This window comes from Paenibacillus sp. FSL L8-0641, from assembly GCF_038006265.1.
GTDB lineage: Bacteria > Bacillota > Bacilli > Paenibacillales > Paenibacillaceae > Paenibacillus > Paenibacillus polymyxa_D.
On sequence record NZ_JBBOUW010000001.1, the window covers coordinates 4,797,501 to 4,816,829 of the forward strand.

The window sequence follows — 19,329 nt, forward strand, 5'->3', positions numbered from 1 at the left end:
AGGCCTTTACCCCACCAACTAGCTAATGCGCCGCAGGCCCATCCACAAGTGACAGATTGCTCCGTCTTTCCTCCTTCGCCCATGCAGGTAAAGGATGTATCGGGTATTAGCTACCGTTTCCGGTAGTTATCCCTGTCTTGTGGGCAGGTTGCCTACGTGTTACTCACCCGTCCGCCGCTAGGTTGTGTAGAAGCAAGCTTCTACACAACCCCGCTCGACTTGCATGTATTAGGCACGCCGCCAGCGTTCGTCCTGAGCCAGGATCAAACTCTCCATTAAAGACCAACCGAAGTCGGTTTATAGAAAGAGCGATAAGCTCATGTTGAAACTGACGAGATAAAATATCTCTTGTTTGCTTCCATTTTATACAGCCTGATGGCATGTACCGAAACTTCAGCATTGGATTTTGTAAACAAAATCCGTACTCACTCGTTGTTCAGTTTTCAAAGATCAAACTCGCATAATGTCTTACTTTGTTTCGTCACCGCGTCTCAGTGGCGACCTTTATAATATATCATCTCTTTTTAGAATTTGCAAGAGTTTTTTTAATTTCTTTTTTTTAAGCAAATTCTTTAAAAAGGAACGAAAATTAATTTACCATGAATATTGAATAGAGTCAATACTTTTTTTGATATCAGAAAGTATAAGCTTTTAAAAATAGTTTACTTCCTGATATCTGATGTAGTTTCTACATTTTCATTGTTTAGTTTGTGGGACTCGCCCTCTGCGAGCATATTTTGATAGTTCCTTGGCGGGTGCAAAACGGGCATACATGCGGAAGACTGTTTTATATCGAAGTGCGATTGCGTAGCGAATATCTTGATCCAATCGAGTATCGCTCATATCAAGCAGCATTTCATCTAGCTCCTTACGAAGAACGTAGTCAAGTTCCTTGCATTCTTTTTCGTTAAACAGCATTCCCAACATATGACCATACTCCCTTATCAGCAGATTATAAAGTACTTATATTTGCTCAACTATTGTTCCAATCTTTACCTGTTTTTAAACTCAACTGCTAAGGTTTCAAACTTACCCCGATTAATCTTTAGCTTCTCTTTAGGCTCTCCCCTTTGTTATGTTCAATTTTCAAGAAATATATAAATAATTGGCCATAATATTTTATTGTGACAATAAACGATAAGTTATGCCACTCTCAATTGCAGCTGCTATAAGCAGTAAGATGACAGACCATATAGACACCCTCAACGTTTGTTTCATAAATACATCCCACGACAGGCCAGTTTCTTTACGCTTTAGCCCTATGCTTGTACCTATAGTAGACATTATGTTGATTCCGAACTTCAATCCGAAAGCACAGGCGATAATCAAAACTGGCAATTCAATCACACCATGAGGCAGTAACCCTTTTACAACAACCTCATAGATACTTCTTCCTATATCTGTCTGCAAGTGTACTACGAACCCTAATACCATACCGTTCACAATCAAAAATATAAACGGTACGATTCCAAATACAGCCCCCATAAATATAACCAGCACACATTTAATTGCATTATTGAAAAAGATAAATACAAAAAAACTCCATTGTGGATGCTCAGAATTCTGCAAGCGCTGCGCTACTTCTCCCAGCCCCTTCATTTGTTGCGCCAGCATGGATTGAATAGTGCCTGTACTTAACCATCCCACTATAATACTTGTGCAGAAAAGAATTGCAGAGATAAAAATTAGCCGTCTTGTCGTGTGTAAATCGTGAAAAAAAGCTTTTAGTCCCATTTGATAATTCCTCCTATTAGTCCAATGGAATAATTGACAACCCCCGGCATAGCTTTAAGTAAACAAGCACTTCTAGGATGAAAGGAGCGTTATTAACCATGAATTCTTTTTTCTATGTATTAAACGGTAAAAAAATCAAACGATTCTTAATCGTAATGGCTGCAGCCGTCTTTACCGTTGGAGTCATTTATGTAGAAACCGATAATGTTACGGTTTTTTCCGAGGAAGCACCAACCGCTATTTATAGTGTACCCACGGACAAAAAGTTGATCGCTCTCACCTTTGATATTAGTTGGGGGGATAAGCGTACTGCCCCCATCTTAAAAGTCCTTGAGGATAAAAAAGTGACCAAGTCCACCTTTTTCCTTTCTGCCCCTTGGAGTAAAACACATCCAGAGCTTGTGAATCAGATTAAAGAAAGTGGATTTGAAATCGGCAGTCATGGCCATAAACATGAAAATTACAGTAGCTTAAGCGATGAAGATATTCGTAAGCAGATTTCAATTGCTCATACCACATTAACCGAACTGACGGGACAGTCCCCGAAGTTGATCCGTATGCCTAATGGCGACTTTGATAAAAGGGTCCTTCAGGTTGCCGGCACTTTAGGCTACAAAACCATTCAGTGGGATACAGATTCCCTGGATTGGAAAAACCCTGGTACTCAGGTCATAATCGACCGTGTTGTAAATAAAGCGCATCCTGGCGATATCGTCCTTCTGCATGCCAGTGATTCCTGTAAACAAACGCATGAAGCCTTGCCCGTCATTATCGACAAGTTGCGTGCACAGGGCTATGAATTCGTGACTGTATCTGAACTGCTTCAACAGGGTACAGTAAAAGGCAAAGAGGTACGCGATCAGGCACTGGGTCTTTAAGGAGTTATTTTACATCGTTCTCAGCTAAAAACCAAAAGCAAATCGACATATTTCTCCCCATTCATCCGCATACTATCCACATTCATGATGAAGGAGGAATACGGCCATGAATTGGACTCGTTTGCGATTTGTTAGCACGGTATGCGTACTGGGCGTTGCACTGAGTGGATGCGGCTCGGATCAGGGTTCTGCGCCCCCCCAGAACAGTTATAAAGAGATGAAAACGATGGTTGTCGATATCCTGAAAAGTGATGACGGAAAAAAAGCGGTAGAGGAAGCTTTAACTGGGGAAAACAGTTCATCCAAAGAAGGACAATCCGGTCAAAGCAGTGAAGAGGGTGGATCTGGTGGTGGGGCTGGTGGCAGCATGGGAATGAAAATGCTTATGCCCATGCAATCGGCTGAGCAGATGAAGATCGCAGTCAAAGATACTTTGATATCACCTGAATATAAAAAAGAAATCGAAAAGATTATGACTGATCCGCGTTTTGCCGGAGAATTTGCCAAAGCCATCAACAGCCAAAGCAAACAGCTTCATATGCAACTTATAAAAGACCCCTCTTATCAAAAATCAATTGAAGCAATGCTCAAGTCGCCAGAATTAACCAAAATGTATATGGACTTAACTAAAACCCCTGAATATCGCAAACAATCTATGACAGTCATGCATGACGCCATGCAAAATCCGATTTTCCGACTTGAGGTTATGAATTTACTCAAAACCGTCGTACAAGAGGAGCTTCAACCCAAGGTTGAGAAAAAAAGTGGTGAGCAAGGCGGTGCAGGCGGCGATAAGCAAGGTGGTGGGGGCGGCGAAGGTGGGGGCGAAGGAGAACAAGGAGGAAGCCAATAATAAAAAGGCTGGTTTAAAAACCAGCCTTTTTTCTTTATTCAGATTCCGTGTGCAAGAACGTAATCTGAGCAGCAATATCATTGTAAATGGTACCCGTGGCAGACTCAGATTTATATACAGATGGAGAAAAGTCGGCCTCTGACGGATGATTATCTGGAATACCCAGCGGAATTTGAGCAAGAAGTTTTGTATGAAGAGTGTCTGCCAGCATAGCCCCTCCTCCTCGCCCAAAAACATAGTCCTTTTCTCCAGTGGAGGACACATAATAAGACATGTTCTCCACAACACCGATGACCTTATGATCCGTTTGAAGCGCCATTGCGCCTGCACGTGCAGCTACAAAAGCCGCCGTCGCATGTGGAGTAGTAACAATGATTTCTTCACTCTGCGGAATCATTTGATGTACGTCAAGCGCTACATCGCCAGTGCCTGGTGGTAAATCGAGAATCATATAGTCAAGCTTTCCCCATTCGACATCACTAAAAAACTGTCTGAGCATTCTCCCCAGCATGGGACCTCTCCAGATCACCGGGTTGTTCTCTCTGACAAAGAAGCCCATAGACATGATTTTGATACCAAATCGCTCCACTGGCTGAATGATACCCTCTTCGACAGAAGGCACATCCTCTACTCCAATCATATCCGGCACACTGAATCCATAGATATCCGCATCAATTAAACCCACACGCTTCCCATGTCTAGCTAAAGCAGCAGCCAAATTTACAGCTACTGTCGATTTTCCGACACCACCTTTTCCGCTTGCAATAGCAATAAACCGGACGCCAGATGCTGGGTTAAGCAGCTCATGTTCTTCCATACCGACAGCATGTCCTTTGGTCAAAACCGGGTCAGCGGCGTCCTCGGTATTCTCCCCAGCTTGAATTGCGGACTTTTCATGCTCAGATGCCTCACGAATACGAATATGGACGTGACTTAATCCCGCCTCTTCTAAAGTCTGCCGGATTTCCCGCTCCAGTTCTGCAAGCGTCTCTTCCTGGTTATTAAGACTAATAGCGGTCAAGGATACACGATCCTCTTTAACAACCACATCCCGAATAAAATGGAGATCGACTAGACGGCGTCCTGTATAAGGCTCCCGCACTTGTTGAAGTAACTCTATAACTTGCTCTCTTGATTGCATGATTTATCAGCACCTCTGCTTTGATGAATTTACGGAGTGGTAAACACTTACAGTATACCACTATCTGGCCTCAGGTGCTGGTGAGATCCCCTTTTCCCCGGCACAGTAACGCAAAATCCCCTTATATATGGACGCCGCCACCTGTCTTTGATAGTTCACGTCACTTAGTCGTCTGGCCTCCTCTGGATGGGACAAAAATCCGACTTCAACAAGGGCTGATGGCATTTTGAGAGCTTTCAATAAATAAACTGTGTTCACGGTCTTAGCCACTCTGTCCGTATTTTCCAAGTTACGTTTGATCTCTTCCTGAATTAAAGACGCCAAATTCTCGTTATCTGCATGGTTAGGTACGTAAAAGGTCTGGGCTCCACTCCAACGGCTCGACGGGATACTGTTCATATGAATACTTAGAAAGAGGTCTGCTTTCTGCTCCTCAATTATACGCACACGCTGCTTCAAATCCTCCGTTTTTCTTTTGGAATAACCTTTCGTTTCTTGCTGCGCCAGGTCACGGTCATCCTCACGTGTCATGACAACAACAGCACCTGCTTGCTGTAAATAATCCCGCAAATAAAAAGCGATTGCCAGATTAATATCCTTTTCAATAATCCCTTCTTTGCTAACCGCCCCTCCATCAGGCCCTCCGTGTCCAGCATCTATGGCAATTACTTTACCTGTAAGGGGTAAACTCCAATGGGTCCAAGCTCTCGAAGCAGGTATCTCATACAATGCCAGCGTAATAAATAGAACGGCGAGACAACAGCCCAACAGCATTTTTTGCAACGTCCGATAGCGAATCCACAGTGTAACCTCGTTTTTACGATTATTTTTTTGCATAACAAAACGCCTCCGTCCTATACAGATACTAATAATCTATATGGGACGAGGCGTGTAGATAGTACAACTCAGGCATGAACAAATTCCTTCATACCTTCAATCAGCACTTGAGCAACCTCCGGTCGTGTAAATTCAGGTGGCGGGCAAACCCCAGAGCGCAACAATTCCCGTACCTTGGTGCCCGAGAGCGTTAAATGTTGCTCCTTGGGATGTGGGCATGTTTTACTTGAAGCCATGTTTCCACATCGGGTGCAATAAAAGCTGTGTTCAAAGAACAATGGAGTAATCCCCAGCTCTTCAGGTGTAAAGTGCCTGAAAATTTCCTGTGCCTCGTAGGTACCATAATAGTCTCCTACACCAGCATGATCCCTTCCAACAATAAAATGGGTGCAGCCATAGTTCTTTCGCACAATAGCATGAAAAATGGCCTCTCTAGGGCCCGCGTATCGCATGGCAGCAGGAAATACCCCCAGAAAAGTCCGATCAGCCGGATAATAATTGTCCAGCAGCACCAGATAGCTCTTCATACGCACATCTGCCGGAACGTCATCTGACTTGGTTTCACCAACGAGTGGGTTTAGAAACAATGCATCCACAATCTCCATCGCGCTTTTTTGGATGTACTCATGTGCTCGGTGTACCGGATTTCGTGTTTGAAAACCGACCACTGTTTTCCAGCCTTTTTCTGCAAAATAGTCGCGTGTCTGTGATGGTGTATAGTAAAACTCACTAAATTGTGTGGCCTCCGGCCGATTCAGCACTTGCACAGATCCACCAACATACGTAGCAGGTCGATCTAACAGTTTGTTTACGCCAGGATGAGCCGGGTCATCCGTCTTGAATACTCTTCTGGCTTCCTCAGCCTGATCTACCTGATAAATACTTTCAATATTAAGTACAGCATAAATGGTACCGTCTGTTTCCCCCACTAAAGCCACCTGCTGACCTAATTTCAATTCACTGGCTATACTTTCTGCAACTGCAAGAGTAATGGGAATACTCCAGACTGTACCATCGGCAAGACGCATATCTGTTACCACTGACCTATAGTCAGATTCATTCATAAACCCCGTCAAAGGAGAGAAAGCCCCCACTCCAATCAAATCCAGATCAGAAATGGTCCATGAGTTTACACGGATAGGAAACAATTCCTCTGCGGCCTGCAAAAGTGCTTTTTGCTTCGGTCCTGTAATGATTTTATCAACAAGTGTTCCGCCATGCGGAAGAATTGCAGTCATAATGCACTTCCCTTCTTCTTCATAAATATGACTCATAGCTACCTGAATATCATTTTATTGATGGAGCCCGCACTCCGTTTTCTCATTGCCAGACCAGCGACCTGCACGAGGATCTTCACCTGGTAGGACCTCACGGGTACATTGCTCACAACCGATACTTGGATAATTGCGGTCATGCAATGGATTATACAGCACTTCATGAGTGCGGATATAGTTCCATACATCCTCGGATGTCCAGCTTGCCAAGGGGTTAAATTTAACGAGTCCAAACTTTTCATCATACTCTATCTTTTTTGAATTCGCACGAGTAGGGGCCTGATCGCGGCGAATACCGGTAATCCATGCATCGTATTGCGACAAAATGCGTGTCAGCGGCTCAACTTTGCGTATACCACAACATGTGTTAGGATCTGTTTTCCACAGTTCCTCTCCATGTTTAGCCGCTTGCTCTTCGGGAGTAATTAAGGGAGAGACTCTAACAAAATCCAAGTTGTACCTGGCCTTCATCTGATCTCGCGTATCGTAAGTTTCTTGAAAATGAAAGTCGGTGTCCAAGTAAAAAATGTCGGTGGAAGGGCTAATTTTTTGAAGCATGTCTACTAGTACTACATCTTCTGCTCCGAAGCTACAAGCAAAGGTAAGATTGGGAAATGTAAGAACAGCATACTGGATAATTTCCTCTGGCGTAGCATCTTCCAGTTCAATTGCCTTGACTCTAATCAACGCTTCTTTCTCCAATAAATTCATTATCAATGCGCCTCCATATGAAGATTCATAAATAGTGTCACTCCAATACCGACTAAACTAATAAGATTAAATACAGTATAAAACTTTCTTAATCATTGTCAATCCAAGGCAAAATGTCCTGATGCAAGCATTTATCCACCCAAACTTGTAGGAATGTTGTTCTGTCAGCATTCTTTAATGCTTTCTTGCGTATCCAACCAAGTTCATTGACTTTATATAAAATATTCTTATACCAACCATTTGGAATGGCCCATAGGCACATTGCGCGGCAGCATATCGGTAATGCTGAACAGCTTTGGGTTGCTTTGATCAAGCAAGAACCATCTGTAGAAGAAAGCAAGCATCGTTTCTGAATCTAAGATTATCGAAGGATGCTAACCGAGGAAAGTGAAAATAACTTTAGGTTTCAGAGCTCTTATTTTGCATTCCAAAGATGAAGTTGGTATGTGGACGAGGTTCAGATGAATTCAAAGGCAAAATAGCCTTTACTCAAATTTTTTTACCAGATGAAATACTATACTATTCTGGAGCTCTAGCGTCAGCGATGCCTTCATTCTGAAAATTACAAAAGAAATGACTGCACGCTGAACTCTTATTACACCTCTATTCAATCCTAAAGCGCTCGTAGCGGCAATTCCCGAGGAATTGATCACTGAACACAAGCAAGACTCTTATCGCTACTGGAAGCCTATTTAAAGCCTGTCATCAATGAGGGCGATTTTATGAGGGTAGACAGTCGGACAATACATTGTGCTCCCAGTTATAGTTTGAAGCGATTACTGAATAGACTATTTCCATTACCAGGTCATCGCCGTTGCAATTGCAGTAGCTAGGAAGGGGCAGTGCTAGGCTAAGGACCGTCGTTCTGCCCCGTGCACACAAATAAAAAGAGGTATTCCTTGCTGTATCCCTAGCTACGCACAAAACAGCTGTACAAGAGGCATAGACAGTGCCAGCCAGAACATATCAAGGAGGACTTCACATAAACAAGTGAAAGCAAAGTATCCCTCGTGAAACAGCAATTAGCAGAGAATATTAAAATGAGGCTATATTGAACAGCCGAACATTATATTTTTAGTCACAGGTTATACACATTACAGAATAAACTGCGTTGAAATTGCAAACTGTATTTGTGTATAACAATATCATCTTCAATTCGATCGTGGATAACTTTTCGTGTTCCGTGCATTTGCATGCGGTTATTTATGTATTCGCTGAAACATGCTGAAGCTTGTAATTTATAGAGTAGGTCTCCTTATCCACATGTGGATAAGGATCAGGAAATGACTAAATAAAAAAGAACCCTTTCCATAAGGAAAAGGTTCTTCTGTATTCGAAATATTAACGTTTCGAGAACTGTGGTGCACGACGAGCGGCTTTGAGACCGTATTTTTTACGTTCTTTCATACGTGGGTCACGAGTCAAGAAGCCTGCTTTTTTCAAAGCTGGACGGAATTCTGGATCTGCTTTCAACAGAGCACGGGAAATACCGTGACGAATTGCGCCGGCTTGACCAGAGATACCACCACCATGAGCAATAACGAGTACGTCATAGCTGCCAACTGTTTCTGTAAGGTTCAGTGGTTGTTTTACGATCAGTTTGAGAGTTTCCAAACCGAAATATTCATTAATATCACGCTTATTGATGACAATGCGTCCTTCACCCGGTACGAGACGAACACGAGCTACCGAATGTTTACGACGACCTGTCCCATAGTATTGTACTTGTGCCATGAAACTGTCCTCCCTTTTAATTATCCGCGAAGTTCGTAAACTTCAGGTTTTTGTGCTGCATGTGGATGCTCAGTGCCTCTGTAAGCTTTAAGTCTCAGCTTCATTTTCTCGCCTTGACGAGTTTTAGGAAGCATACCGTGAACAGCCAATTCCAACATACGCTCAGGCTTGTTCTTAACCATTTCTTGTGCAACCGTTACTTTCAGACCACCTGGATGCAGGGAGTGACGGTAGTATTTCTTGTTCTCCATTTTTTTACCGGTCAATACGATTTTTTCCGCATTGATTACAACAACAAAATCACCTGTGTCCACATGTGGTGTAAATTGTGGCTTGTGTTTGCCGCGAATCAACGCAGCCGCTTCGCTTGCCAGACGGCCGAGCGTTTTGCCTTCGGCATCAATGATGTGCCAGTTGCGCTCAACTTCATTTGGCTTCGCCATATACGTAGTACGCATGAAAAGTATCCTCCTTAAGTTCGTTAACAGAAATCATCATTTATCTTCGTTCGTTAAGTTGCTGCATTATTGATGGATTAGATGTTACTTTAAAGTGATTATCTTAATTGGGGCTGTGGGAAAGCCATTAAGAAAACACAACTTTTATATTACAGGATAACCATCAATTCCGCAAGAGTAAAATCAATGTTTTTTGATGTTTTCGTCGTACTCTACATTCCAGAGAGTTAAAGCGTGTCCGACGGCCGTAGGTCCAGCCTTTGAACGATTTTTCGCCTCCAAAATGGAAGGAATATCATCCGACGATTTTTTGCCTTCTCCCACTTCCAGCAAAGTCCCCATAATAATCCGAACCATGTGCTGCAAAAATCCGCTACCTGTAATATAAGTATGGATAATTCCCTGATCATCCGAGCCCGGACGTGAAAAGGAATGGTCTACTGTCATATAGGCTTCGTAAATAGTGCGAACATGATTCGTCTTTTGGGAACGTCGAGATGCGAACGAAGTATAATCAAAGGTGCCAACTAAATGAGCCAACCCTTCCTCCATCGCTCTTACATCCAGACTCGTTGGATGATGGGCCTGTGTACGACGGTGAAAGATGTCCGGAAACCGGTTCGCATTAATACTGTACCGATATGTCTTCCGCTTCGCCATGCGGCGTGCATGAAAGGACATTGGCACCTCTCTCGCATCCGTAACGATGATATCACGAGGCAACCAGGCATTAAGTGCCAGACACCAGCGCTGTATTGGAATCGGCGATTCAGTGTGAAAATTGAATACCTGCCCGTATGCATGTACACCTGCATCTGTACGGCCTGAGCCTGTAATTTTAAGACGCTCGCCCGTCAATGAGTAGATAGCATGTTCAAGGCAGTCCTGAATAGTGTTACCGTTAGGCTGCGTCTGAAAGCCATCATAGTGGGTTCCGTCATAGTTCACCTTCATGCACAAGTTCCGCATGCTTCTCACACCTTTATAGGGGTATTCTCTGGCCTTACAAGGAATAACCGAACATAACAAAGGAGAAGTCCCTCAAGGACTCCTCCAAGAGAAAAAAAGGGTTGTTCAGAATCAAGCCGATTCTGTCCACCCTTCCCTCATCTTCGCCTGTTTACGCGCGGTCAACCAATTCCAGATATACCATTGGAGCGGCGTCGCCACGACGAGGTCCCAATTTCAAGATACGAGTGTATCCACCTGGACGCTCAGTGTAACGTGTAGCCAATTCGCTAAACAGCTTTTGGATTGCATCCTGCTCACCATCCAAAGTTTCACGGCGAACGAACGCAGCCACTTGACGACGTGCGTGCAGATCTCCTTTTTTCGCTTTGGTGATCAGTTTTTCAGCAATAGAACGAACTTCTTTTGCTTTAGCCTCAGTAGTTTGGATACGCTCATACAAGAACAGATCGGTTACCAAATCACGAAACAAAGCTTTACGGGCACTGGAGTTACGGCCCAATTTTTGGTATGCCATGTAATTTCCCCTCCTTCACAAAAACGTTGCTGTACTATTCTTCCGTACGAAGTCCTAAACCAAGTTCCTCGAGCTTCTCTTGTACTTCTTCCAAAGATTTGCGACCCAAGTTACGGACCTTCATCATATCTTCTTCAGATTTAGTCGTGAGTTCTTGTACCGTATTGATACCAGCGCGCTTAAGGCAGTTATAGGAACGGACGGAGAGATCCAGCTCTTCGATCGTCATTTCAAGAACTTTTTCTTTCTTGTCTTCTTCTTTTTCAACCATAATTTCAGCATCTTTAGCCTCGTCCGTGAGACCCACGAACAACATCACATGCTCGGTCAAAATTTTGGCTCCAAGGCTCACTGCTTCCTCGGGACGAATACTTCCGTCAGTCCAAACCTCAAGTGTCAGCTTGTCATAATTCGTAACCTGGCCGACACGCGTATTTTCTACGCCGTAGTTCACGCGTGCAATCGGAGTGTAGATGGAGTCGACGGGAATGACGCCGATCGGCTGGTCATCACGTTTGTTCCGATCCTGCTTAACGTAACCGCGACCGCGATTGGCAAAAATACGCATGTGAAGTCTCGAACCCGGTCCGAGCGTAGCAATGTGAAGATCCGGATTAAGAATTTCCACATCACTATCCGCACGGATATCTCCTGCCGTTACAACTCCTTCGCCTTCCGCATCGATTTCGAGTACTTTCTCTTCATCCGAGTGGATTTTAAGCGATAAAGCTTTCAAGTTCAGAATGATCTCCGTTACGTCTTCCTTCACACCGGGAACCGTTGCAAACTCGTGCAGAACCCCATCGATTTGAACCGATGTGACTGCTGCCCCCGGTAACGAGGATAACAGAATACGGCGAAGCGAGTTTCCAAGCGTCGTACCGTATCCGCGTTCCAGCGGTTCTACTACGAATTTTCCATAGGTGCCATCATCATTGACGTCAACCGTCTCAATTTTCGGCTTTTCGATTTCTATCACTGCAATATCCCTCCTTCAAAACGTCGCTCCTATATGAAACATTCACCTTATCCATAGTCTATCATGCAGTATACCTAAACATCCATTCTTGGCAGTTTGTGCCGGATCTATACTACACGCAGAGGAGAAATCTCATTAGACGCGACGACGTTTTGGAGGACGGCATCCGTTATGAGGTACCGGAGTTACGTCTTTGATCAGGTTAACTTCCAAACCAGCAGCTTGCAAAGAGCGGATTGCTGCTTCGCGACCTGCACCAGGTCCTTTAACCATGACTTCGACAGTTTTCATGCCGTGTTCCATAGCAGCTTTAGCAGCAGTTTCTGCGGCCATTTGCGCTGCGAATGGAGTAGATTTACGGGAACCACGGAATCCCATGCCGCCTGAGCTGGCCCAAGAGATTGCGTTACCGTGTGGATCTGTGATCGTAACGATCGTGTTGTTGAACGTGGAACGGATGTGTGCCACGCCAGTCTCGATATTTTTACGGTCACGGCGTTTTGTACGTACAACTTTTTTCGGTTTAGCCATTGAATGTTATCCTCCCTTCTTATTTCTTTTTGTTCGCTACAGTCCGACGAGGACCTTTACGCGTACGAGCATTAGTTTTAGTACGTTGTCCGCGAACAGGCAACCCACGACGGTGACGAACACCACGGTAGCAGCCAATCTCAGTCAGACGTTTAATATTCAAGGAAATTTCACGACGCAGATCGCCTTCTACTTTAACTTCTTTGTCGATCGTTTCACGTAATTTGCTCACTTCATCTTCAGTCAAATCACGAACACGCGTGTTTGCACTGATGCCTGTTTCCTTCAAGATTTTCTGAGAAGTCGTTTTACCGATTCCGAAAATGTAAGTCAAGGCGATCTCAACGCGTTTGTCACGTGGCAAATCCACACCAGCTATACGAGCCATTTTACGCTACACCCCCTTCTATTAACCTTGTTTTTGTTTGTGTTTCGGATTTTCGCAAATAACCATTACATTCCCTTTGCGGCGAATGACTTTGCATTTTTCGCAAATAGGTTTTACAGAAGGTCTTACCTTCATGTTGATTACCTCCTCCAAGCTTTACCCTGGTAAAACTCGCTTCGTGAACATTCACATCGTTTTGCCGAGCAAAACAAGTTTTTTTAAATGATATACGTTTAATAAAAACCTGCATGAATTACTTGCGGTACGTTATACGGCCTTTGGTTAAATCGTAAGGCGATAACTGTACAACCACCTTGTCGCCTGTCAAAATACGGATAAAGTGCATCCGCAGCTTTCCGGAAACATGAGCAAGAATTTGATGACCGTTCTCCAGCTCTACCTTGAACGTAGCGTTCGGCAGTGGCTCGATTACCGTACCTTCAACCTCAATGACATCTTCTTTGGCCAAAGTCAGTCTCCTTTCTCTTCAGCTTGGTATTCGGACGAATCCAGGAAAGTTTTCACTGCATGGCGCAGCTTTCCATTCGTCACCCGACCGCTTTCGTTTAAACTGTTTACAATCTCGCTACTAATCTTTGGCTGAGGCACCAAATGAAGAACATTTTTCTTCTTCGCTTGATCAAACTTTCGTTTATCCCCATCCGCAATATATACAAACCTGCTATCTGCTACTGAAACGACAACCGCAATCTGTCCGGCACCTCTGCCTTTCAGAATCTTCACCAGCTGACCGATTTGCAGGTTTCCTTGCTGAATCATTCCAATCACCTACGCACTCAGTTTCGTGAAAATGTCCATGCCGCCCGTTCCGCACGTCACCGCTTGCTCGTTATGAGCACATGAGGTTACGTTGATCGTAACGACCGTCCAGTTGTCTTCCAGCGCCCCTACATGGTGAGAACCTATTTGAATCATAGATTCAATAGCCAGCACAATGCCGGTTTTCAGCCTCGGCCCCTGCTCAGGAATACCACGGTTTGGATTCTCAATATATTGCCGAATGGCATGCGACATTGTAAACTGGCGAGTTTTCGCGATGATATCGCCTTTGTTTAACTTGCGTTTGCCGGGAAATCCGTGCACCAGTTGTTCGTTGACTGAAGCGCAAATGCTAGCAGGAAAACCGTTATAACCTTTAAAAGACGGCACAGCTCCCTGACTGCGAATATACCGATCAGCTAAATGATCAAGTTCACCGGTCGTAATACCGGGCTCGATGTGTCCTGCCAAGAAATGATCCGTTTCCGTAACTATTCTCTCAGCTTTCCTCATAAAGCTTGATTCCGCCCCCGACTTGCAAATGATCATTACAGCTAACCCCGCAACAAGGACACGATATTTTGGGAAACCACATCAATATCCTGTTCTCCGTCGATATGACGCAGAAGATTCTGGTTCTCATAAAACGTGAGGAGTGGTGCTGTTTTATTACTATATTCGTCAAGTCGTGTTCTTACGCTATCTTCATTATCGTCAGGACGCTGATAGAGTTCCCCACCGTCTTTGTCGCAAATGCCTTCAACCTTAGGAGGATTAAAGACAATATGATAGCTAGTTCCGCAGGTTTTACAAACCCGCCGTCCTGTGATTCGTGCCAACAAGTTGTCACTATCCACTTTCAAGTTAATAACGTCATCTAGCTTCGTATTCAAACGACCCAAAATTTGATCCAAGGCTTCAGCCTGAGCCAAAGTTCTTGGAAAACCGTCCAGCAAGAACCCTTTCTTGCAATCTGGCTGTTGCAGCCGTTCTTCAACGATGCCGATTGTTACGTCATCCGGAACAAGTTCACCCTTGTCGATATATTCTTTAGCTTTAATGCCAATAGGTGTTCCCTGTTTCATCGCTAGGCGAAAAGCATCACCTGTCGAGATATGAGGAATGCCGAATTCCTTCACAATGACATCTGCTTGTGTACCTTTACCAGCCCCCGGAGGGCCCATGATCAAAATATTCACAATCTGTCACTCCTCAAGACGACCCCTACACAAGAAACAGCACAAAAGGTGCCGGTAAGCATGCGAACATCCTAAGCCGGTACCTATTGCCTATTTGTTGATGAAGCCTTTGTAATGGCGTTTGATCAGTTGGCTTTCGATTTGCTTCATTGTATCCAATGCTACACCAATGATGATGAGCAATGAAGTACCGCCAATTTGCACGGAACGAGGCAAGCCCGAAAGCGAACCGAAGAATACCGGCAAAACGGATATGACTGCCAGAAACAAAGCTCCTGTCATTGTCAAACGTGACATTACTCGTGTCAAGTATTTCTCCGTGGCTTTACCCGGACGAATTCCCGGAATATAACCGCCGTTTTTCTTCATATTGTCGGCCATTTGCTGCGGATTCATCTGTACAAAGGTATAGAAGAATGTGAAACCGATAATCATTACGACATACAAAACCATGCCCAGCGGCTTGTCATAATACAAGTAAGTGGTAACCCACTTAGCCCAAACATGATCTGCCCAGAAACTCGCAATAATTGTCGGGAATTGCAGCAATGATACCGCAAAGATTACCGGAATAACGCCTGCCGCATTAATTTTCATCGGAATATGCGTATTCTGGCCACCGTACATTTTGTTGCCAACTACACGTTTCGCGTATTGTACCGGGATTTTCCGAATACCTTGCTGGATGTAGATAACACCAACAATAATCAGAACAATCACCAGAGCAATTATAATTGCCTTCAGAATATTCATAAACAGCTGATCCGCCTGAATAAACTGAGATTCTACAACCGTCCGAATATGTCTTGGAATACCCGCCGCAATCCCTGCGAAGATAACAATAGAGATACCATTGCCGATTCCCTTTTCGGTAATTTGCTCACCGAGCCACATAAGGAACGTAGTTCCTGCTGTAAGCACAATGGCAATGACCAGATAATCTGCAAAAGTGGCTCCTGGAATCATCGCTGCACCGTACAGTCGATTAAAGCCAATCGACGTTCCGAATGCTTGAATCAGGCCAAGTATTACCGTACCATAACGCGTAATTTGAGCCAACTTCTTTTTACCATGCTCTCCTTGTTTAGCCCATTCCGCAAGTTTCGGAATCACGTCCATTGACAGCAACTGTACAATGATGGACGCTGTAATATATGGCATAATCCCGAGGGCGAAGATCGAAAACTGATACAATGCGCCCCCTGAGAAGGTGTTAAGGAGTCCAAACAACTCGCTTCCTGCTTGATCCTGAGAAGTAAAGACTTGCTTGTTCACGCCGGGAACCGGCACGAAGGAGCCAATACGATATACAAAGAGTATAAACAGGGTGAACAGGATTCGGGTTCTAAGATCCTCAACCCGCCATATATTTTTCAGGGTCTTGAACATTAGATCACCTCGGTTTTACCGCCGGCAGCTTCAATTTTCTCTACCGCAGATTGAGAGAACTTGTTCGCTTTAACTGTCAATTTCACAGTGATTTCACCGTTACCCAGAATTTTAATTCCGGATTTGGCGTTTTTCACAATGCCATTGTTCAGCAAAAACTCAGGGCTTACTTCTGTACCCGCTGCAAAACTGTTCAAATCTTCGATATTCAAAACCGCATACTCTTTACGAGTAGGATTTACGAAACCGCGTTTAGGCAAGCGACGATACAGTGGGTTTTGACCACCCTCGAAGCCCGGACGTACACCACCGCCGGAACGAGCGTTTTGACCTTTATGACCACGACCAGAAGTTTTACCCGTACCACTACTAGGACCACGACCCAAACGTTTACGTTCTTTGCGGGAGCCTGGAGCTGGGGAAAGCTCATGTAACTTCATCGTTCGTTGCACCTCCTTGATTATTGTTAAAATACTTTATTTCTTAAGCCTCAATTTCTTTAACAGAAACCAAATGGCTAACTTGATTAATCATCCCGCGAATAGCTGCATTGTCGGGTTGAACTACTTTATGGTTGATTTTACGCAAGCCGAGCGTTTTAACAGTCGTTCTCTGATTACCAGGACGGCCGATCAACGAACGAACGAGGGTAATTTCTAATTTCGCCATGATATTCCCTCCTTAGCCCAGCAGCTCTTCGATGGATTTGCCGCGCAATTTTGCAACTTCTTCAGCGCGTTTCAAACGGGACAAACCTTCCAAAGTCGCATTGACCATATTCATGGAATTCGAAGAACCCAAAGATTTTGTCAAGATATCACCTACACCAGCAAGTTCCAGTACAGCACGAACCGGACCGCCAGCGATAACTCCAGTACCTTCCGATGCCGGTTTCAACAGAACCCGGCCAGCACCGAACTTACCTGTAACAAGGTGAGGAATTGTTGTTCCTACGAGTGGAACGTGAACCAGGTTTTTCTTAGCATCTTCAATACCTTTGCGAATTGCATCAGGTACTTCGCCAGCTTTACCGATTCCAGCGCCTACCCAGCCGTTGCCGTCGCCCACTACTACCAGAGCACTGAAGCTGAAACGGCGTCCGCCTTTGACAACTTTAGCTACACGATTAATATTTACTACTCTTTCAGTCAGTTCCAAAGTATTCGGATCTACACGCAAGTCGTTAACCTCCTTTTGAGAAATGTCTTAGAATTCAAGGCCTGCTTCGCGAGCTGCATCAGCCAAAGCTTGAATCCGTCCATGATACAAGTATCCACCACGGTCAAATACGATGTTAGCATGACCTTTTTCTTTCGCACGTTTAGCAACGAGTTCGCCAACCTTACGAGCTGCTTCTACACTACCGCCGTTTTTGATTTCGCTGCTCAGTTCTTTATCCATAGTGGATGCAGATACCAATGTTACACCAGCTACATCATCAATCAGTTGTGCGTAGATATGCTTGGAAGAGCGGAATACGTTCAAACGAGGACGTACAGCCGTACCTTCGATTTTCTTACGTACACGCAGATGTCTTCTGACACGTGCTTTATTTTTATCTTGTTTTGTAATCATCTCAAGTTTTCACTCCCTTCAGTTTGCCTTTTAAATCTTTATACTAAGACGCACTGGGTAAAAAAGAAGTACGAAGTCTTTCCAGCAGAAAGACCGCACAAAGTCGGTAAGAAACTTATTTCTTCTTACCGGCTTTACCTTCTTTACGGATGATGCGCTCGCCTTCGTATTTAATCCCTTTACCTTTGTACGGTTCAGGTTCACGAACGGAACGAATTTTAGCAGCGTAGGCACCTACACGCTCTTTATCAATTCCGCGAACGATGATTTTAGTGTTCGAAGGAACTTCGAATTCGATGCCCGCTTCCGGTGTGATTTCAACCGGATGAGAATATCCAACGTTCAGAACGATTTTATCTCCGGATTTGCTTGCACGATATCCGACCCCAACCAGCTCCAGAGATTTTGAAAATCCTTCAGTTACACCACTTACCATGTTGCTGACAACGCTGCGGGTTGTTCCATGCAAAGAGCGGTGAAGTTTGTTGTCCGAAGGACGAACTACATTAATTTCATTGTTTTCCACAGTAACGGACATGTCTTTATGAAGCTCACGAGTCAATGTTCCTTTAGGACCTTTAACTGTGATCGCTGTGTTGTTCAAAGTCACGTCAACACCACTTGGTACTGTGATTGGTTTACGACCAATACGGGACATATCTGTTGCACCTCCTATCTTTTAAACGTTATCTTACCAAACGTAGCAAACAACTTCTCCGCCGGCTTTAGACTGACGTGCTTCTTTGTCGGTCATGATACCTTTGGATGTTGAAATGATTGCGATCCCGAGTCCACCCAGTACGCGTGGAATCTCATTGCTCTTCGTGTAAACGCGAAGACCTGGTTTACTGATTCTTTTCAAACCTGTGATAACACGCTCGTTGTTCGCACCGTATTTCAAGAAAATACGGATGATCCCTTGTTTGCTATCTTCAACAAATTCCGCATCACGAATGAATCCTTCACGTTTCAGGATGTCGGCGATTTGTTTTTTCATTGTAGATGCAGGCATTTCTACTGTTTCGTGACGAACTGTGTTCGCGTTACGAATACGAGTAAGCATATCTGCAATTGGATCAGACATAGTCATTGTGTATAAACCTCCTTCCCAAACAGGACTTTTTACCAGCTTGCTTTTTTCACGCCAGGAATCTGGCCTTTATAAGCTAATTCACGGAAGCAAATTCTGCAGATCTTAAACTTTTGCAGTACCGAATGTGGACGACCACAACGCTCGCAACGAGTGTAAGCACGAACTTTAAACTTTGGTGCGCGTTGTTGTTTGACTTTCATCGAAGTTTTTGCCACTTAGCCTGACACCTCCTAAATAGTTTCGGAGAACAGGGTGTCTTTAAAATCAGACGCCCGAAACGTTATGCCAA

General features: G+C 44.3%; 28 protein-coding genes and 1 rRNA gene (1 of these 29 cut by a window edge). 2 read left to right on the plus strand and 27 right to left on the minus strand.

All coding sequences use genetic code 11. The features are described from left to right. The 3 genes from MKY16_RS21675 to MKY16_RS21685 all read right to left on the minus strand — a co-directional run. Positions 1-279: ribosomal RNA gene (locus MKY16_RS21675) — 16S ribosomal RNA — on the minus strand; it reaches 1,277 nt to the left of the window's first position. A gap of 417 nt (positions 280-696) precedes the next feature. Next, positions 697-927 carry a hypothetical protein gene (locus MKY16_RS21680; protein ID WP_013312131.1) on the minus strand — a complete coding sequence of 77 codons (231 nt, stop codon included), beginning with the start codon at positions 925-927 and terminating at the stop codon, positions 697-699. 192 nt (positions 928-1,119) lie between these two features. Further along, positions 1,120-1,734: a stage II sporulation protein M gene (locus tag MKY16_RS21685; protein WP_029517533.1), complete on the minus strand. Its 615-nt coding sequence runs from the start codon at positions 1,732-1,734 to the stop codon at positions 1,120-1,122. Between the two features lie 98 nt (positions 1,735-1,832). On the opposite strand from MKY16_RS21685, the gene pdaB reads away from it, so the two are divergent. Together pdaB and gerD are read left to right on the plus strand one after the other, a co-directional pair. Further along, the gene (pdaB, locus tag MKY16_RS21690) at positions 1,833-2,612 is read left to right on the plus strand and encodes a polysaccharide deacetylase family sporulation protein PdaB (protein WP_023990485.1); all 780 of its coding nucleotides are present in this window, start codon (positions 1,833-1,835) and stop codon (positions 2,610-2,612) included. A 106-nt stretch (positions 2,613-2,718) separates the two neighbouring features. Further along, positions 2,719-3,465 carry a spore germination lipoprotein GerD gene (gerD, locus tag MKY16_RS21695; protein ID WP_029517534.1) on the plus strand — a complete coding sequence of 249 codons (747 nt, stop codon included), beginning with the start codon at positions 2,719-2,721 and terminating at the stop codon, positions 3,463-3,465. A gap of 34 nt (positions 3,466-3,499) precedes the next feature. Here the strand turns inward: gerD and MKY16_RS21700 are convergent, their stop codons facing one another. From MKY16_RS21700 to MKY16_RS21815, 24 genes are all read right to left on the minus strand, one after another. Further along, positions 3,500-4,606, minus strand: coding sequence for an Mrp/NBP35 family ATP-binding protein (locus tag MKY16_RS21700; protein WP_165150813.1), 1,107 nt, complete (start codon positions 4,604-4,606; stop codon positions 3,500-3,502). 60 nt (positions 4,607-4,666) lie between these two features. Next, positions 4,667-5,443, minus strand: a complete 777-nt coding sequence (cwlD, locus tag MKY16_RS21705; RefSeq protein WP_029514481.1) for an N-acetylmuramoyl-L-alanine amidase CwlD — start codon at positions 5,441-5,443, stop codon at positions 4,667-4,669. Positions 5,444-5,511: 68 nt separating this feature from the next. After that, positions 5,512-6,681 (minus strand): sulfate adenylyltransferase, encoded by a 1,170-nt coding sequence (gene sat, locus MKY16_RS21710; RefSeq protein WP_029514482.1) that lies wholly within the window; start codon positions 6,679-6,681, stop codon positions 5,512-5,514. A 54-nt stretch (positions 6,682-6,735) separates the two neighbouring features. After that, the gene (locus MKY16_RS21715; protein WP_029514483.1) at positions 6,736-7,428 is read right to left on the minus strand and encodes a phosphoadenylyl-sulfate reductase; all 693 of its coding nucleotides are present in this window, start codon (positions 7,426-7,428) and stop codon (positions 6,736-6,738) included. Between the two features lie 1,341 nt (positions 7,429-8,769). After that, on the minus strand, positions 8,770-9,162 hold the full coding sequence (gene rpsI, locus MKY16_RS21720; RefSeq protein WP_013312140.1) for a 30S ribosomal protein S9: 393 nt from the start codon (positions 9,160-9,162) through the stop codon (positions 8,770-8,772). Positions 9,163-9,182: 20 nt separating this feature from the next. Continuing rightward, on the minus strand, positions 9,183-9,620 hold the full coding sequence (gene rplM / locus MKY16_RS21725) for a 50S ribosomal protein L13 (protein ID WP_013312141.1): 438 nt from the start codon (positions 9,618-9,620) through the stop codon (positions 9,183-9,185). 183 nt (positions 9,621-9,803) lie between these two features. Further along, on the minus strand, positions 9,804-10,589 hold the full coding sequence (gene truA / locus MKY16_RS21730) for a tRNA pseudouridine(38-40) synthase TruA (protein ID WP_029514484.1): 786 nt from the start codon (positions 10,587-10,589) through the stop codon (positions 9,804-9,806). Between the two features lie 151 nt (positions 10,590-10,740). Next, complete coding sequence (gene rplQ / locus MKY16_RS21735) at positions 10,741-11,106, minus strand: 50S ribosomal protein L17 (RefSeq protein WP_013312143.1); 366 nt, start codon at positions 11,104-11,106, stop codon at positions 10,741-10,743. A 34-nt stretch (positions 11,107-11,140) separates the two neighbouring features. Beyond that, positions 11,141-12,085 (minus strand): DNA-directed RNA polymerase subunit alpha, encoded by a 945-nt coding sequence (locus MKY16_RS21740; protein WP_007432558.1) that lies wholly within the window; start codon positions 12,083-12,085, stop codon positions 11,141-11,143. A gap of 135 nt (positions 12,086-12,220) precedes the next feature. Continuing rightward, complete coding sequence (gene rpsK / locus MKY16_RS21745) at positions 12,221-12,616, minus strand: 30S ribosomal protein S11 (RefSeq protein ID WP_013312144.1); 396 nt, start codon at positions 12,614-12,616, stop codon at positions 12,221-12,223. A gap of 19 nt (positions 12,617-12,635) precedes the next feature. Then, positions 12,636-13,004 (minus strand): 30S ribosomal protein S13, encoded by a 369-nt coding sequence (rpsM, locus tag MKY16_RS21750; protein ID WP_007432560.1) that lies wholly within the window; start codon positions 13,002-13,004, stop codon positions 12,636-12,638. Positions 13,005-13,025: 21 nt separating this feature from the next. After that, positions 13,026-13,139, minus strand: coding sequence for a 50S ribosomal protein L36 (gene rpmJ, locus MKY16_RS21755; RefSeq protein ID WP_003333770.1), 114 nt, complete (start codon positions 13,137-13,139; stop codon positions 13,026-13,028). A gap of 118 nt (positions 13,140-13,257) precedes the next feature. Then, the gene (gene infA / locus MKY16_RS21760; RefSeq protein WP_006212898.1) at positions 13,258-13,473 is read right to left on the minus strand and encodes a translation initiation factor IF-1; all 216 of its coding nucleotides are present in this window, start codon (positions 13,471-13,473) and stop codon (positions 13,258-13,260) included. A gap of 2 nt (positions 13,474-13,475) precedes the next feature. Continuing rightward, a complete protein-coding gene (locus MKY16_RS21765) occupies positions 13,476-13,784 on the minus strand; it encodes a KOW domain-containing RNA-binding protein (RefSeq protein ID WP_013312145.1) in 309 nt (102 codons plus the stop codon). Between the two features lie 9 nt (positions 13,785-13,793). After that, complete coding sequence (locus MKY16_RS21770) at positions 13,794-14,333, minus strand: M24 family metallopeptidase (protein ID WP_029514485.1); 540 nt, start codon at positions 14,331-14,333, stop codon at positions 13,794-13,796. A 5-nt stretch (positions 14,334-14,338) separates the two neighbouring features. Then, the gene (locus tag MKY16_RS21775; RefSeq protein ID WP_029514486.1) at positions 14,339-14,983 is read right to left on the minus strand and encodes an adenylate kinase; all 645 of its coding nucleotides are present in this window, start codon (positions 14,981-14,983) and stop codon (positions 14,339-14,341) included. 90 nt (positions 14,984-15,073) lie between these two features. Continuing rightward, positions 15,074-16,372: a preprotein translocase subunit SecY gene (gene secY, locus MKY16_RS21780; RefSeq protein WP_013312148.1), complete on the minus strand. Its 1,299-nt coding sequence runs from the start codon at positions 16,370-16,372 to the stop codon at positions 15,074-15,076. Continuing rightward, positions 16,372-16,812: a 50S ribosomal protein L15 gene (gene rplO, locus MKY16_RS21785; RefSeq protein ID WP_013312149.1), complete on the minus strand. Its 441-nt coding sequence runs from the start codon at positions 16,810-16,812 to the stop codon at positions 16,372-16,374. The genes secY and rplO overlap by 1 nt, the downstream gene beginning before the upstream one ends. A 43-nt stretch (positions 16,813-16,855) precedes the next feature. Continuing rightward, a complete protein-coding gene (rpmD, locus tag MKY16_RS21790) occupies positions 16,856-17,041 on the minus strand; it encodes a 50S ribosomal protein L30 (protein ID WP_013312150.1) in 186 nt (61 codons plus the stop codon). A gap of 12 nt (positions 17,042-17,053) precedes the next feature. Beyond that, complete coding sequence (gene rpsE, locus MKY16_RS21795) at positions 17,054-17,551, minus strand: 30S ribosomal protein S5 (protein ID WP_013312151.1); 498 nt, start codon at positions 17,549-17,551, stop codon at positions 17,054-17,056. A 27-nt stretch (positions 17,552-17,578) separates the two neighbouring features. Further along, on the minus strand, positions 17,579-17,947 hold the full coding sequence (gene rplR, locus MKY16_RS21800) for a 50S ribosomal protein L18 (RefSeq protein ID WP_007432568.1): 369 nt from the start codon (positions 17,945-17,947) through the stop codon (positions 17,579-17,581). Positions 17,948-18,062: 115 nt separating this feature from the next. Then, entirely contained in the window at positions 18,063-18,605 is a 543-nt protein-coding gene (gene rplF / locus MKY16_RS21805; RefSeq protein WP_029514488.1) for a 50S ribosomal protein L6, read from the minus strand. 33 nt (positions 18,606-18,638) lie between these two features. Continuing rightward, positions 18,639-19,037, minus strand: coding sequence for a 30S ribosomal protein S8 (gene rpsH, locus MKY16_RS21810; protein ID WP_007432570.1), 399 nt, complete (start codon positions 19,035-19,037; stop codon positions 18,639-18,641). 32 nt (positions 19,038-19,069) lie between these two features. Continuing rightward, positions 19,070-19,255, minus strand: coding sequence for a type Z 30S ribosomal protein S14 (locus MKY16_RS21815; protein ID WP_010348808.1), 186 nt, complete (start codon positions 19,253-19,255; stop codon positions 19,070-19,072). Between the last annotated feature and the right edge of the window lie 74 nt (positions 19,256-19,329).